15 protein-coding genes and 1 pseudogene are annotated in these 13,448 nt (G+C 69.7%); 8 read left to right on the top strand and 8 right to left on the bottom strand.

Translation table 11 applies throughout. The features are described 5' to 3' along the window. Window positions 1-765: 765 nt before the first annotated feature. Window positions 766-870, bottom strand: a pseudogene (locus QR77_RS48765) (nitrilase-related carbon-nitrogen hydrolase); the annotation flags it as partial. 320 nt (window positions 871-1,190) lie between these two features. Here QR77_RS48765 and QR77_RS18100 point away from each other — a divergent pair. Together QR77_RS18100 and QR77_RS18105 are read left to right on the top strand one after the other, a co-directional pair. After that, complete coding sequence (locus QR77_RS18100) at window positions 1,191-1,661, top strand: thioesterase family protein (protein WP_040022941.1); 471 nt, start codon at window positions 1,191-1,193, stop codon at window positions 1,659-1,661. A 183-nt stretch (window positions 1,662-1,844) separates the two neighbouring features. Next, window positions 1,845-3,068, top strand: a complete 1,224-nt coding sequence (locus QR77_RS18105) for an MFS transporter (RefSeq protein WP_040022942.1) — start codon at window positions 1,845-1,847, stop codon at window positions 3,066-3,068. A 45-nt stretch (window positions 3,069-3,113) separates the two neighbouring features. Here the strand turns inward: QR77_RS18105 and QR77_RS18110 are convergent, their stop codons facing one another. The 6 genes from QR77_RS18110 to QR77_RS18135 form a co-directional block, all read right to left on the bottom strand. Beyond that, entirely contained in the window at window positions 3,114-4,112 is a 999-nt protein-coding gene (locus QR77_RS18110) for an ABC transporter permease subunit (RefSeq protein ID WP_040022944.1), read from the bottom strand. Continuing rightward, window positions 4,109-5,068: an ABC transporter ATP-binding protein gene (locus tag QR77_RS18115; RefSeq protein WP_040022946.1), complete on the bottom strand. Its 960-nt coding sequence runs from the start codon at window positions 5,066-5,068 to the stop codon at window positions 4,109-4,111. The genes QR77_RS18110 and QR77_RS18115 overlap by 4 nt, the downstream gene beginning before the upstream one ends. Further along, entirely contained in the window at window positions 5,065-5,496 is a 432-nt protein-coding gene (locus QR77_RS18120) for a GntR family transcriptional regulator (protein WP_040022948.1), read from the bottom strand. The genes QR77_RS18115 and QR77_RS18120 overlap by 4 nt, the downstream gene beginning before the upstream one ends. 105 nt (window positions 5,497-5,601) lie before the next feature. Next, entirely contained in the window at window positions 5,602-6,828 is a 1,227-nt protein-coding gene (locus tag QR77_RS18125; protein WP_040022950.1) for an epoxide hydrolase, read from the bottom strand. A gap of 59 nt (window positions 6,829-6,887) precedes the next feature. After that, a complete protein-coding gene (locus tag QR77_RS18130) occupies window positions 6,888-7,382 on the bottom strand; it encodes a nuclear transport factor 2 family protein (RefSeq protein ID WP_052488872.1) in 495 nt (164 codons plus the stop codon). 85 nt (window positions 7,383-7,467) lie between these two features. Continuing rightward, window positions 7,468-8,079 (bottom strand): TetR/AcrR family transcriptional regulator, encoded by a 612-nt coding sequence (locus tag QR77_RS18135; RefSeq protein ID WP_040028198.1) that lies wholly within the window; start codon window positions 8,077-8,079, stop codon window positions 7,468-7,470. 226 nt (window positions 8,080-8,305) lie between these two features. Here QR77_RS18135 and QR77_RS18140 point away from each other — a divergent pair, with 226 nt between their 5' ends. From QR77_RS18140 to QR77_RS18165, 6 genes are all read left to right on the top strand, one after another. Beyond that, the gene (locus tag QR77_RS18140; RefSeq protein WP_040028199.1) at window positions 8,306-8,653 is read left to right on the top strand and encodes a TetR family transcriptional regulator; all 348 of its coding nucleotides are present in this window, start codon (window positions 8,306-8,308) and stop codon (window positions 8,651-8,653) included. Between the two features lie 5 nt (window positions 8,654-8,658). Next, complete coding sequence (locus QR77_RS18145) at window positions 8,659-9,384, top strand: hypothetical protein (protein WP_052488873.1); 726 nt, start codon at window positions 8,659-8,661, stop codon at window positions 9,382-9,384. A 160-nt stretch (window positions 9,385-9,544) separates the two neighbouring features. Further along, complete coding sequence (locus tag QR77_RS18150) at window positions 9,545-10,012, top strand: cupin domain-containing protein (RefSeq protein WP_040022952.1); 468 nt, start codon at window positions 9,545-9,547, stop codon at window positions 10,010-10,012. A gap of 136 nt (window positions 10,013-10,148) precedes the next feature. Then, complete coding sequence (locus QR77_RS18155) at window positions 10,149-11,063, top strand: alpha/beta hydrolase fold domain-containing protein (RefSeq protein ID WP_040022954.1); 915 nt, start codon at window positions 10,149-10,151, stop codon at window positions 11,061-11,063. Between the two features lie 49 nt (window positions 11,064-11,112). Then, entirely contained in the window at window positions 11,113-11,997 is an 885-nt protein-coding gene (locus QR77_RS18160; RefSeq protein ID WP_040022956.1) for a helix-turn-helix transcriptional regulator, read from the top strand. A gap of 54 nt (window positions 11,998-12,051) precedes the next feature. Beyond that, on the top strand, window positions 12,052-12,726 hold the full coding sequence (locus QR77_RS18165) for a GNAT family N-acetyltransferase (protein ID WP_236710720.1): 675 nt from the start codon (window positions 12,052-12,054) through the stop codon (window positions 12,724-12,726). Here the strand turns inward: QR77_RS18165 and QR77_RS18170 are convergent. Next, window positions 12,723-13,295, bottom strand: coding sequence for a TetR/AcrR family transcriptional regulator (locus QR77_RS18170; protein WP_040022958.1), 573 nt, complete (start codon window positions 13,293-13,295; stop codon window positions 12,723-12,725). The genes QR77_RS18165 and QR77_RS18170 overlap by 4 nt on opposite strands. Window positions 13,296-13,448: the final 153 nt, after the last annotated feature.

Below are 13,448 nucleotides of genomic sequence, written 5' to 3' on the forward strand. Positions count from 1 at the left end.
GCGGCTTCTCCTCACCACAACACCCCCTAAAATGGTGCATATCGCCCATTTGGGAGGTTGGTGGGGGTGGGATGGTCTGTGACAACCACTTCTGCGTCGATGGACACGGAAGACAGGCCTGCCAGCCTCCCACCTCCCTTTTCCCACCCACATGCCTCACACCCAGTCACACCCGTCCCAGGCCATCACGTCAGGGACTCTCCGAGGTGCATGTCGTCCAATCGGCCAGCAGCCGCGCACCCTGCTCCGTCTGTCGGCGGTCACTACGCCTCCCCAACCGACCCTCCCCGTCACCACAGGCAGGAGTTCGCCGCTAAGCAGCGAAGTGGCATGCAGTGATCCCTTCGTGCGTGCCCCGCAGGGCAAGCAGTCCGCACTCGGCAGCAAAGGTGCAGAACAAGCAAGTGGTGCCGGGGAGTCTCCCCCTGGGGGCGGCCCCCTCATCTGCAGTTGCGGTGGAGGGGTGGGTGTCAAGGGTGGGCGTAGCCCATCGCGCAGCGACGCGACGCAGGAGCGCCCTTGACGCCCACCCCGGAACCGCAAAAATGAAGATGAAGGGGCGGCCCGACCCTCACCAACACCGCACCGGCCCACCCCGACCGCCCGCCCGAACCCGCAGACAACGACAAACAGCAAGCACCGAGCACCCCCACCCCCGGCATTCCCAGCAGCCTGTCCTTCAGCACCGGGAACTGTTCGCACGCTTCGCCACCTTCGCCGGGTCCAGGTCCAGGTCCAGCCCCAGGCCAGGTCCAGCCCCAGCCCCACCGTAAGGATCTCCTCATCGTTCCCCGCCCCCGCCAGCACCTCGCCCCAGGGGTCGACGACCATGCTGTGGCCGGACCGTTCCACCCCGGCGCGCGTCCCGGCGGCCGGGGGCGGGAACGGGAACGGGAACGGGAACGAGTTCAGCTTCTTCACCGAACGGCGCCCTCTTCGACAACACTCAGCCGTACGCGTTCTCGACCTTCGCCGCCAAGCGGGAGGTTTCCGCAAGGACCGAGCACTGGAAAGCCTGGGCGGCGCCGAACCGCGAGAGATGGTGCGGACGTTGACCGCTGGCTGGAGCCCGGAACTCGGCCACTCGTACCGCACCGAAACCCCACACCCGGTGCGGTCGGAGGCACCGTCGCCACAGGTCACCGCTACGATCCCTTTGTAGTCATTTGTCCCACTCGGGGAGCATCGCTGTGAACACCGGTACGCCCACCAGTCCCGCCACGCCCGGCACACTCACCTACGGAGTCCTCGTCCCGGTGGACGTCTACTTCGACGACCTCGACTCGTTCGGCATGCTCCACAACAGCCACTACGGAGTGCTGGCCGAGCGCGCCTGGGTCACGTACTGGCAGAAGCGGGAGATCCCCTTCTCGAAGGACTGGGTCATGCTCGACGACGGCTTCAACGTCGCCAAGGAGCTGCGGATCGTCTACGAGACCCCCATCGACCGCCCCGGCGCGTACGGCGTGCACTTCTGGGTGGACCGCCTCGGCCGCACCTCCATGACCTACGGCTTCCGCGTCTGCGCGCCCGACGGCAGCGGGACGTACGCCCAGGGCATCCGCACCGTGATCCGCCTGGACCGTACGACGCTCCGCCCCGCCGAATGGAGCGAACCGGCGAGGGCCCTGAGCACGTCACTGCTCCGCCCGGAGCAGTGAGCCGGGCGGTCTGCCACTGCCGCCTGCCACTGCCACCTGCCGCTGCCACCTGCCGCTGCCACCTGCCCGCTGCCGCTACCCCTTGCAGCGAGCCCGGCAGCAGGCAGGCTGCCAAAAGCGGGCTGCTAAAATGAACGCGCTGGCCTTCGGCGTGCCCAATTCGGGCGTCCGGAGGCTTTTTTCATGCCTACTCCCACACCACCGCCCATGGGGCCCGCCACCACCAGCTACCGCGACCTGCTCCGCAACCGCGAGTTCACCGGCCTCTACGCCAGCTTCACACTGACGGTCGCCGCGAGCACCCTGTCGGGTTTCGCACTCGGCACACTGGTCAACGACCAGACGCACTCACCGTTCCTGACCGCCGTCAGCATGTACGGCGCCGCGTTCGCCGCCGTGCTCGGCGCGCTGACGCTGATGTCGGTCGCCGACGGACGCCGCCCTCGCCGCATCATCGTCGTCCTCCAGTGCCTCTCGCTGGCGGGAGTCGCCGCCCAGGCGGTCCCCGGACTGCCGTTGGGGGCCCGGTTCGGACTGCTCCTGCTGCTGGGGTTCTTCCAGTCGCTGGGAACCGGTGCGCGGATGGGGCTTCTCGCCGAAGTCGTACCGCTCACCGCCTACGCGCTGGCGCGTTCCCTGATGAACATCACCTCGGGCGGCATGTCGATCCTCGGCTACGCCATCGGCGCCGTCCTGCTGCGCCACCTGACTCCGCGAGATGTCTTCCTCGTCTCCGCGCTGCTGACCGTGGTCGGGCTCGCCGTGGTGGCGGCCACCGTACGGGAACACTCGATCCGTCCGACCCGCCGCCCGGGACTGCGCCGGACCTGGACCACCAACGTCGCGCTCTTCTCCCACTCCGGACAGCGGGCGCTGCTGCTCAACCTGTGGGTCCCCAACGGCCTGATCGTCGGCTGCGAGGCCCTGTTCATCTCGTACTCCCCGCAGCACGCGGGCACCCTGCTGGCGGCCGGATCCGCTGGCATGCTCCTTGGCGACCTGACCGTCGGACGGCTGCTCACCGGCGCCCAACGGCGGCGCTGGGCCTTCGCCTTGCGGCTGTTGCTCGCCGCTCCCTACCTGCTGTTCGCGATCCACCCGCCCCTGCTGCTCGCGGCAGCCGCGGTGTTCGCCGCCAGCGCCGGGTTCGCCGCCACGCTGCCGCTACAGGAGCAGCTTCTCGAACTGACCCCGGATCCGGTCCGGGGCCAGGTCCAGGGCGTCGAGTCCGCCGGCCGGATGACCTGGCAGGGCATCGGAGCCGCGATCGCAGGCGGCCTCGCACAACACCTCACCCCTGGCGCCACGATGACCGTCGTAGCGGCGGTTTCGGTAGCCGTCACCGCCGCCTCCCGGCCGTACGTGGTCCGCGCCCGCGTCGTCCAGGTGAAGGAAGCCGGCGCATAGCCGCCCCCTCCAGTCCCCCAACCACTTCCGGCGGGCGGCCCGGCGTCAGAGGACGCGCTTGCGGGCGCGCTGGATGACGAACACGGCGATGGCCGCCGTCAGGACCAGCAGCGTCCCCGCTCCGAGCCACTGCATCGTCGACATGCCCGACAGGGGAAGGTACTTGACCGACCAGCCGACGACGTCCGCCTTCTGCAGACATGCGGCCTGTGCCTTCTCCGTCGCTTCGTGGACGCAGGTGCTGTAACCGATGAGCTTTCCGGAACCGGTCAGGTACGACTGGTCGAGGACGTCGGCCGCCGCCGGCAGATGCGGGAAGGTGTCACCGAGGACGCCCTTGTGGGTGGTCGCGGTCACCACGCTCCCGAAGCTCAGCCGGACCTCGGACCAGACGAGTTGGACGACGGCGGAGAAGGCGAAGGTCACCACCATCGCGGACAGTGTGCGCCGCAGCAGCAGGCCGATCGCCACGCCGCCGACCAGGGTGAGCAGGGTCAGCGCCACCAGCATGGGACCCGAGTTGTCGAACCCGCTGCCGTCGCTCCACTCGATGACGGTGGCCTCGGACTTGACCGGTGACCACCACCAGGTGAAGAGCGTGGACAGCACAGCACTGCACACCGCGACCACGATCACGGTGATGCCGAGCTTCTTCGCGATCCAGTTCACCCGGCTCACGGACTGCGAGGCGACCAGCTTCGCCGTACCGCTCTCCAGGTCACCGGCGAGCAGCGGCGCCCCGACGAACACACCGGCGACAATGGGGACGAAGCCGAGAAGGGAAGCGGCGTGAGTGATCGGTCCCGCGCCGTACCGTTCCGACCAGCCGCTCTTCAGATGCGGCCAGCCATGGGCGTTGAGATAGTCCATGGTCTGGGCACGCTCGTAGACCATCGCGCCGGCGAAGACCACCGTGCAGGCGATCAGCGTCCAGAACACGGCTCGGTGCTGGCGCCAGACGAGCCAGTTCAGACCGCGCAGGCGGGTACGGCGGGCAGGCGCCGACGCGGCCGCGGGGACCGGGGCTTCGGTGAGTGTCGTCATGCCGCCACCGCCGTGGTTCCCGCCTCGCGAACCTGGGAGTCGGCGGTGATCAGTGGCGGCACCGCCGGCGCACGCAGGTAACTGAGCATGAGCTCCTCCAAGTTCGGGGTGTCGCTCTGCCACGAGGCGTCGACGGGTCCGTTCGGGCGCACCAGCGCGATCGTCTGCCGCCCGCTGGTCCGGGACTCGACGACCGTGTGGGCGGCCAGGGAAGGCGCGGGGCCGTCGCCGCTCTGGACCCCGGTGAGCAGGACGTGCGCCGCCAGCAGTTCGTCCACCTCGCCCGCCATGCGCAGTTCGCCGTCCGCGACGACCATGAGGTAGTCGCAGACGTTCTCCATCTCGGTCAGCATGTGCGAGGACATCAGCACGGTGGTGCCGTACTCGGCGATCGTGCCCAGCAGGGTGCCGACGAGTTCGTGGCGCACCAGCGGGTCGAGGTCGGACATCGGCTCGTCCAGGATCAGCAGGTCGGGACGCTTGCCGAAGGCCAGGGCGAAGGCGACCCGGGTGCGCTGCCCGCCGGACAAGGTGCCTACCTTCGCCTCCATCGGTACGTTGCCGGCGCGGACGATGTCCTCGGCGGCCTTCTGGTCCCAGGCGGGGTTCAACTCGCGTCCCAGCCGCAGGGTTTCGGCCACCGTGAACCGCTTGAACAGCGGCTTCTCCTGCGCCAGGAACGCGGTCCTCCGGCCGGCCTCCGGGGACCCCGGGGCCGCGCCGAACACCGTGAGAGAACCGGTCGTCGGCTCCAGAAGGTCGGCCGCGAGGGCCAACAGCGTTGTTTTGCCAGCCCCGTTGGGGCCGACCAGACCGCAGACCCGGCCGGCCGGAAGACGGAAGGAGCAGTCGCGCAGCGCCCATCCGCGCCGGTACCGCTTGCCCAACCCGTGGGCCTCGATGACTGGTTCACCGTACGGCTCCGAGGCCGCCGTACCGTTCTGCTCGAAGTTCACTTCTGTGCCTCACTGTTTCGCGGTCCGCCCTGTTCGGCGGTCACCGTGGGGGGAGAGAAACGCCGTTCCATGACCGCAGTGACCAGGGCGGCCACGTCTTCCCGGTCGAGACCTGCCGCGTGCGCCTGGTCCATCCACTCCTCCAGCCCCGCGCGCAGGGGCGAGTCCGCTCCGGTCTCCGGGCGTGCCAGTGACCGGAGGACGAAGGTGCCCAGCCCAGGGCGTGGCTCGACCAGGCCCTCGCGTTCCAGCTCGCGGTAGGCCTTGAGCGTGGTGTTCGGGTTCACCGCGGAGGTCTCGGCGACCTCCTTGGCCGTGGGTAGCCGATCGCCGGGCAGCAGGACGCTCAACCGCAGAGCCTGCTTGGTCTGCAGGACGATCTGCTGATACGCGGCGACCCCGCTCCGCCTGTCGATCCGGAACTCCACCCTCCACCACCTTCCACTAGTTAATTAGTGGAAGCATGATGCAAGGCGGCCTCGGATCCTGTCAAACAGTTGGGCGGAACAGCTCAGCCAGTTGGGCGGAACAGCTCAGCGGCGGCCGCGGAACGTACGGCGCAGGTCGTCGACCCAGGCGTCGGGGATCTCCCAGGGGATGAAGTGGCCGCCGCGTTCGTGGGCGGTGACGTTGACGTGGTTGAACCAGGGTTCGCGGTCGCTGTCCAGGAACGCCCGCACCCGCTGGTCGGTGGTCACGCCGGGCGGGTTCTCGTACCCGACGAAGGTGATGCCGGTGGGGGCCTCGACGACCGGTTCGCGGTCGTGGGACGGGGTCCACGGGTAGCGGTTGGCGTTGGCGTACGTCCGCATCGAGGTGCCGATGGCGTTGCTGACCCAGTAGATCGTGGCGTGGGTGAGCATCTCGTCCTTGGAGAACGCGTTCTCGACGTTGCCGCCGTTGTCGCTCCAGTTGGCCCAGCGTTCCAGGATCCAGCCGAGCATGCCGGCGGGCGAGTCGCTGAGACCGAACGCCTGGGTGCTGGAGTCGAGGACATGCACGGCGACATGCGCGGCGAAGCGGCGCTGGAAGGAGACCAGGCCGGCCCGGACGCCGTCCGGGGCGTCGTCCGGGATCTTGTTGCCGCCGGTGAGGTCCCAGGCGCGGGAGCTGTTGAACATGGTGAGCGGGAGGGGCGAACCGAGGTGGATCGCGTACAGCTCGTCGGCGTATTTGTGGCCGAGCTGCGCGGTGACCAGGGATCCCATGTCGGAGCCGCCGGCCGCGTACCGCTCGTGGCCCAGCACCTCCGTCATCAGCTTGTGCCAGAGGTCGGCGATCTTCCAGAAGTTCATGTCCGGGTGGTCGGGCAGCGGGGTGGAGAAGCCGAAGCCGGGCAGGGACGGCACGATCACGTCGAAGGACTCAGCCGGGTCGCCGCCGTGGGCGCCGGGGTCGGCGAGTTGGTCGATGACCCTGGACCAGTGCCAGAAGGTCCAGGGCCAGCCGTGGCTGAGGATCAGCGGGGTCGGGTCCGGGCCGGTGCCGGGCTTGCGCATGAAGTGCACGGGTACGCCGTCGATGTCGACCTTGTAGTGCTCGTACGCGTTGATGGCCCGCTCGGCGGCGCGCCAGTCGAAGTCGTTGATCCAGTAGTCGACGAGCTCACTCAGATAGGTGCGGGAAACGCCGTAGTACCAGTCCTCGTTGCCCGCGTCGACCGGCCAACGGGTGTTCCGGAGACGGGCCTTGAGGTCGGCGAGCTGCTCGTCGGGTACGTGGACGGGGGTCGGGTCGAGGGGGAAGGGTCTGTCGCTCATGGTGGTGACGTCTTTCAGGTTCTGGGCGGGCGGGGACGCTTCACACCGCGCTGATGTCTTCACACCGCGGTGATGTCGACGCGCAGGCGGGTCAGGTCGAGGGTGGCGATGCGCCACTCCTCCGCGGCCTTCCGGTACGTCTCGTGGTAGTGACCGAAGCCGTGCAGGGCCCGGAACGGCGCTTCGGGATCGCTCTCCGGGTCGTGGAAGATCAAGTCCTCCATCGCCCAGATGCCCCGGGCGGTGTCCGGGGAGGTGATCTCCAGTTCATGGGAGAAGACGTGGTGCACCGGCTGCCCGGCGCCCACCCGCCTGCCGATGGTGGCGGCGATGGCGGGCGCGGCGACGGTGTTGGTGAGGGCGCCGCCCGGATCGTGGAAACGCATCACGCCGTCGGCGGTGAACAGCGCCGCCAGGTCGTCCCAGCGCTTGGTGTCGGCGTAACGGCAGTAGCGGGCCTTGAGGGCGCGCAGTTGTTCGAGGTCGCCGAGGCCGGCGACGGACGGTTCCCACGTGATCAGGTCCTGCGCGATCAGGTGTGACGGTGTGGTCATGGGGAAGCTCCAACTGGACGATTTCATCCAATCGTGCTCCGATTTTATTGGACTTGCAAGTCCAAAAGACGGCTGCCGCCCGTCGTCACCTCGCGGCGGTACGCGTGGCAGCGGGCCTGAGCGGGAACATGGCCTGCTTGAGCCCCGTTTCGAGATAGCTGGTGCGACCGGTGGCCCTGAGCATGACCACACCACCCTGGATCGCCGTCAGGATGCCCCGGGCGACCTCGTCCGGACTCAGGCCGGCGGCGAGCTTGCCGCGTTCGGCCAGGGCGCGGGTGCCGGTGCGCAGATACGTCTCCCAGGTGTCGTACAGCTCAGTGACGATGTCGCGTGTCTCGGGCGACGACTTGCCCAGTTGGGCGGTGAGCGCGCCGAGCGGACAGCGTTCGCCCAACTCGGCGTAGTGCGCGACGAGAACCTTGCGCCAGCTCTCCCACTTGCGCCAGGACGTCAGGTCCATGAGGTACGGCTGCTGGGCGGCGAGGGTCTGGTCCGCCTCGTACCGCGCCACCGCGGTCAGCAGATCCGGCCGGCCGCTCGGGAAGTAGTGGAAGAGCTGGCTCTTGCTGGTGGAGGTCGCGGTCAGGATCTCGTCGAGATTGCGTACGGGGCCCACCTCGCGCATCAGCGACGCGGCGCCTTCGATGATCCGCTGCCGGGTCGCGGCCCCTCTCGCCGTCAGTCCTCGCGCCACCGCGGTCACCCTCTTCCGCTCACCGCCCGGACCCCGTTTTCCTTGCGACGGCGGGCTGAATCGACACTAACACTGGATTTTTCCGTCCAGTCGTGTCGCCACGAGACGACTCCGGCCGACTCCGGTCGGCTTCGGCCGATACGGGCGGCGGGGCGGGGGCCCGCGAGTAGTCCTCGACGAGTCCGGTGGCCGACGAGGTGTCCGGGCCCGGCAGTAGGGTGGCCGTATGGCGGATACGGCGGACAAACCGGCGAAGCAGCGGCTGAGCCGGGCCGCCATCGCGGCGCAGGGGTTGCGGCTCGCGGACGCCGAGGGCGTCGAGGCGGTCACCGTACGGCGGCTGGCCCAGCACTTCGGCGTGACGCCGATGGCCCTGTACTGGCATTTCAAGGACAAGGACCAACTGATCGACGGCATCGCTGAATGCGCGTTCGACAGTCTTGAACTGCCCCCGGCAACCCCCGACGATCCATGGCTGACCGAACTGCGCGCCCTGCTGGAGGCGTTCCTCGCGGCGGTGCGCCCGCACCCGGCCGTCGCCTCGACGGACTGGCCGAGGCGGGCGCAACGCTGAGCCATGTGACGCTCTACCAGGGGATGAAGGCGTACGGCGCGCACCTCGGCCCGTACAGGACCCCGGCGCGCGAGGACGAACCCCGGCTGCTCGGGCCGAACTTCTACTACGACCGGGAGGACCTGCTGCGCCGGACGGCGGCGGAGCGCGGTTTCCGTTTCACGGTCCTGCGCCCCGAGGCCGTGATCGGACACGGCACCGGGAATCCGATGAACCTGCTCATGGTCATCGCCGTCTACGCGTCGGTCTGCAAGGAGTTGGGGCTGCCGCTGCGATTCCCGGGTTCTGTCGCGACGTACGACTCCCTCTACAACGTCACCGACGCCGAACTCCTCGGGCGCGCCACGGTGTGGGCGGGCGCCGACGAGAACGCGGCCGGCGAGATCTTCAACGTGACCAACGGCGACGCCTTCCGCTGGCGCCACATCTGGCCGGCCTTCGCGCGGTACTTCGGTCTGGAGTACGCCGAGCCCGTGCCGATGTCGCTGACCGAGCACATGGCCGACAAGCAGGCGCTCTGGGAGCGCATGGTGGAGCGTCACGGCCTGCTGCCGACCTCCTGGCAGTCCCTGGTGTCCTGGCAGTTCGGGGACCCGATCTTCAGTCTCAGGGACAACATCGCGTCCACGATCAAGATCCGGCAGGCGGGCTTCGCCGACTGCTACGACACTGAGCACCGCTTCCTGGAACTCTTCGACCGGCTCCGGAACGCGAACGTCATCCCGCGGTAGGCCCGACAGGTCCCGGCGCGTGCGGATCTCATCGGGGATCTGATCGGGGATCGCGTGGTACTGCCGTTCCTACCCTCGTGCCTGGCGGACGCCGTGCCGCATGGAGGACCATGGCTCACGCGGGGGCGACGGGCGACGCGTGGAGAGAAGGAACAGCGCCATGAGCATGGCCTATCTCGCTGAATACGATCAGCAGCAGAAACTCGAATGGCTCGACGGCGGGGTCTTCTCCGTACTCCTGGACAGCGCGGCCACCGACGGGCAGTTGACCGTCGGACGGTTCACGGTCAGCAAGGGCGAGGCCCCGCCGATCCACACGCACACCCGTGAGGACGAGGTCTTCATGCTGATCAAGGGCAGCGCGCTGCTGTGGTCGGGCGACGAGGAGATGGAACTGTCGGAGGGCGGCATCGTCTACCTGCCGAAGAACGTCCCGCACGGGTACCGGATCACCTCCGACACCGCCGACCTGCTGATGATCTGCACACCGGGCGGCATCGAGGGCATGTTCCGCCACGCCGGACGCGACCTGGCGACGCCCCGCCCCGAGGGCTTCGAGATCACGAAGGAGCGCATGGCGGAGGCCGCCGACATGTACGGCCAGATCATCGTCGGCCCGCCGCGCTGACCGCGCCCGTCGCCGCCGAACACGCAGCAGCCGAACACGTAGCGCCCGAACACAGCACCCCGAACACACCACCCCGAACACGGCACCACGCACCGAGCGCCGGGCACGCCGCGCGCCGGCCACGAAAGGCTCCGCCATGTCCCAGCAGCAACGCCAGGCCCTCGACGAGTTGCTGCGGCACGGCCCGCTCGACATCGGCGGAGACGTCGCCCAACAGCGCGCCGTCTTCCACGAGATGATCGCTTCGATCCCGCTGCCCGCCGACGTCTCGACCACGCCGGGCGAACTCGGCGGCGTCCCCGTCGTCACCGTCACGACGCCCGGTCACGACCCGTCGAGCGTGCTGCTGTACTTCCACGGCGGCGCGTACGCCATCGGCTCGGCGGCCGACGCGGCCGGCCTCGCCGCCGATGTAGCCGCACGCGTCGGCGCCCGCGCCATCTCGGTCGACTACCGGCTGGCCCCGGAGAACCCGTTCCCGGCAGCCGTCGACGACGCCGTGGCCGCGTATCGCGCCCTGCTCGACTCCGGCATACCCAGCTCCAGGATCGCGTTCGTCGGCGAGTCCGCGGGCGGCGGCCTGGTCGTCGCGGCCCTGGTCGCCCTCAAGGACGCGGGTCTGCCCCAGCCTTCCTCGGCCGCTGTCTTCTCGCCCTGGGTCGACCTCACCCTGTCCGGCGACAGCGCGGTCGGCAAGGCCGAGGTCGATCCCTCCCTGACGGTGGAGGGCCTGCGTGTCCGCGCCCGTGACTACCTCGGCGCGACGGACCCCGCTTCCGAGGCGGGCAGCCCGCTCTTCGCCGATCTGACGGGTCTGGCGCCCCTTCTCGTCCAGGCCGGTTCGCACGAGATCCTGCTGGACGACGCCGTACGGCTGGCAGCGCGCGCCGCCGCGCAGGACGTACGGGTCGAGCTCCAGGTCTGGCCGGGGGTGCCGCACGTCTTCCAGGCGTTCGCCGCCGTACTGGACGAGGCCGCGGCCGCACTCGACTCCGCCGCGGCCTTCACCCGGGCCCACTGGACCGCGCCGGTCGCCGCGCTCCAGCCGTAACTTCCGGCGGCCCCGCCTTCGTTCACAACCGGTGGACGATGATGAGCGCATGGCAGGAACGAACACCTTCGGCATCACGCTGCGCGGCTGGCGCGAGCGGCTGTCGCCGTCGGACGGCGGACTGGCGGCCGAGGGCGACCGGCGCATACCGGGCCTGCGCCGCGAGGAACTGGCGCGGCTGGCCGGCCTGTCCGTCGACTACGTGGTCCGGCTGGAACAGGGCCGTGCGCGGCACCCCTCCGCCCAGGTCGTCACCGCCCTGTCGAGGGCGCTGCGCCTGGACACGTCCGAGCGCGACCACCTCTTCCGCTGCGCCGGCCTCGCGCCGCCCGCCGGCGGGAACGTATCGATGGACGTTCCCGTGCGGGTTCACCGGCTCGTGCACCACCTGGGAGAGACGCCTGTCGCGGTCTTCGCCGCCGACTGGACGCTCATCAGGTGGAACAGCATGTGGACGGCCACGTTCGGCGACCCCGCTTCGTACGGCTGGGACGAGCGCAACCTCGTCGCCGGGATGTTCCGTCCCACCGACGGCGGCGGGCACCGGCCGGCGTCGATCGCCGCGTGGCCCGTACGGTCGTGGCTGGGCGACGAGGCCGAAGAGGCGGCCCTCGCCGCCGACCTGCGGACGACTGCCGCCGCCTACGCCTCCGACAGCCGCCTCGCCGCGCTTGTCGAGCGTACGGTTCTGGCCAGCCCGCGCTTCGCCCGGCTGTGGTTCACCGGCACCGCCCGCGCCCTGACCGACGACCGCAAGATCATCGAGCACCCGTTGGTCGGCCGGATCGCCCTGGACCTCGATGTGCTGCTGGTCCCCGGCGCCGACATCAGGATCGTCACCTACGCGGCCGCCGCCGAGACGGCGGGCGCGGAGAAGCTGGACGCGCTACGGGTGGCGTCCCGGTCCGCGGTGACCGTGCCGTCCGGGTTCTGAGGCGAGGAAACGCACGCCTTGCGGCAGCGCTCCCGGACAGCGCACCATCGGTCCGTGCCCTCCTCCTCAGCCATCGGGTCCTCCGCCGTCAAACCCTCCGCCATCAGGCCGTTCCGGCCCGGCGATCTCGACGCCGTCTCCGACATCTGCGTACGGACCGCGCTGAGCGGCGAGGACTCCCGGGAGCTCTATCCCGATCTGGAGCTGATGCCGAGCATCTTCGCGGCGCCGTACGTTCATCTCGACCCGGACCTCGCGTTCGTGGTCGACGACGGCAGCCGGGCCGTGGGTTACATCCTGGGGACCGCCGACACGGCGTCGTTCGTCGACCGCTACCGGAGCGAGTGGCTTCCCCACCTCGCCGCCCGCTACCCCGCTCCCGTACGGCCGCCGGCGACACCGGCCGAGGAGATGGTCGACCTGATGCACCGTCCGGAGCGGATGGTGGTGCCCGAACTCGCGGCATACCCGGCGCACCTGCACATCGATCTGCTGCCGAGCCACCAGCGGTCCGGCTACGGCCGCCGGCTGATGGAGACGTACCTCGCCGCGCTGCACCGCAGGGGTGTCGGGGCGGTGCACCTGGGCATGGTCACCAGCAATACGAGGGCCAGGGCGTTCTACGACAGGCTCGGCTTCCACGAGATCACCGTCCCGGGCTCCGACCGGCTGACGTACCTCGGGCGCTCGACCGGTCCGGCCGCCGACGTGTCCGCCGAGCCGAGCTAGCCGAGCGCGGCCGTCGCCGCCCTCAGCGCGGCCAGCTCCTGACGCACGATGCCGGCGAAGTCAGGCTGATCGGCCGGGTCGGCCCAGCGGTCGAGGGCGTTCTGGAACGCGAGGGTGCCCATCTCGGCGCCCAGGCTCGCCGTCCGGTCCGGTACGCCGCGCTCGCGCAGCGCCTCCGCCATGGCCGCGGTGAGGGTGGCCCGCTTGAGCAGCTCACGTTCCCGCAGGTCGCTGTTGCCGGCGATGACCACCTGGCGCTGCCGCACCCAGGGACGCCGTTCCTCGGGGAAGCCGACCGCCGCCGCGTCCAGTGCCGCGCCGACCGCGCCGATCGGTGTCGTCGCCTCGGGAGCCCCGCCGATCGCCTCGGCGAACAGCCGGCCCAGCGTGTCCCCGCCCCCGAACAGCACCTCCCGCTTGTCGCTGAAGTGGCGGAAGAACGTGCTCTTCGCCAGCCCGGCCCGCTCGGCGATCTCCGCCACGGTGGTGCTCTCGTAGCCCCGCTCGACGAACAGCTCAAGCGCGGAGAGCTCCAGACGTCCACGCGCGTTCGGCTTCCATCGACCCATGCGCACAGTCTACGTGATGGGACTCAGTCCCATCACCTGCTACGGTGATGAGACCAGGTCCCATCACTGTCCCGCCCGACTCTCGGCCGGACGGGACGGGGCCCAGAGCCAGGAGGCTTCTCCCATGCGCGTTTTCGTCACCGGAGCGACCGG

Origin of the sequence: Streptomyces sp. 150FB, assembly GCF_000818195.1 — a bacterium.
In the GTDB taxonomy this organism is placed as follows: Bacteria; Actinomycetota; Actinomycetes; order Streptomycetales; family Streptomycetaceae; genus Streptomyces.

Bases quoted from the DNA above. Each gene is read 5' to 3' on its own strand.
- QR77_RS18130 (WP_052488872.1), bottom strand. From the start codon at position 7,382: ATGACCACACCGTCACACCTGATCGCGCAGGACCTGATCACGTGGGAA.
- QR77_RS18150 (WP_040022952.1), top strand. From the start codon at position 9,545: ATGAGCATGGCCTATCTCGCTGAATACGATCAGCAGCAGAAACTCGAA.
- QR77_RS18105 (WP_040022942.1), top strand. From the start codon at position 1,845: ATGCCTACTCCCACACCACCGCCCATGGGGCCCGCCACCACCAGCTAC.
- QR77_RS18125 (WP_040022950.1), bottom strand. From the start codon at position 6,828: ATGAGCGACAGACCCTTCCCCCTCGACCCGACCCCCGTCCACGTACCC.
- QR77_RS18170 (WP_040022958.1), bottom strand. From the start codon at position 13,295: ATGGGTCGATGGAAGCCGAACGCGCGTGGACGTCTGGAGCTCTCCGCG.
- QR77_RS18140 (WP_040028199.1), top strand. From the start codon at position 8,306: ATGGCGGATACGGCGGACAAACCGGCGAAGCAGCGGCTGAGCCGGGCC.
- QR77_RS18110 (WP_040022944.1), bottom strand. From the start codon at position 4,112: ATGACGACACTCACCGAAGCCCCGGTCCCCGCGGCCGCGTCGGCGCCT.
- QR77_RS18155 (WP_040022954.1), top strand. From the start codon at position 10,149: ATGTCCCAGCAGCAACGCCAGGCCCTCGACGAGTTGCTGCGGCACGGC.
- QR77_RS18160 (WP_040022956.1), top strand. From the start codon at position 11,113: ATGGCAGGAACGAACACCTTCGGCATCACGCTGCGCGGCTGGCGCGAG.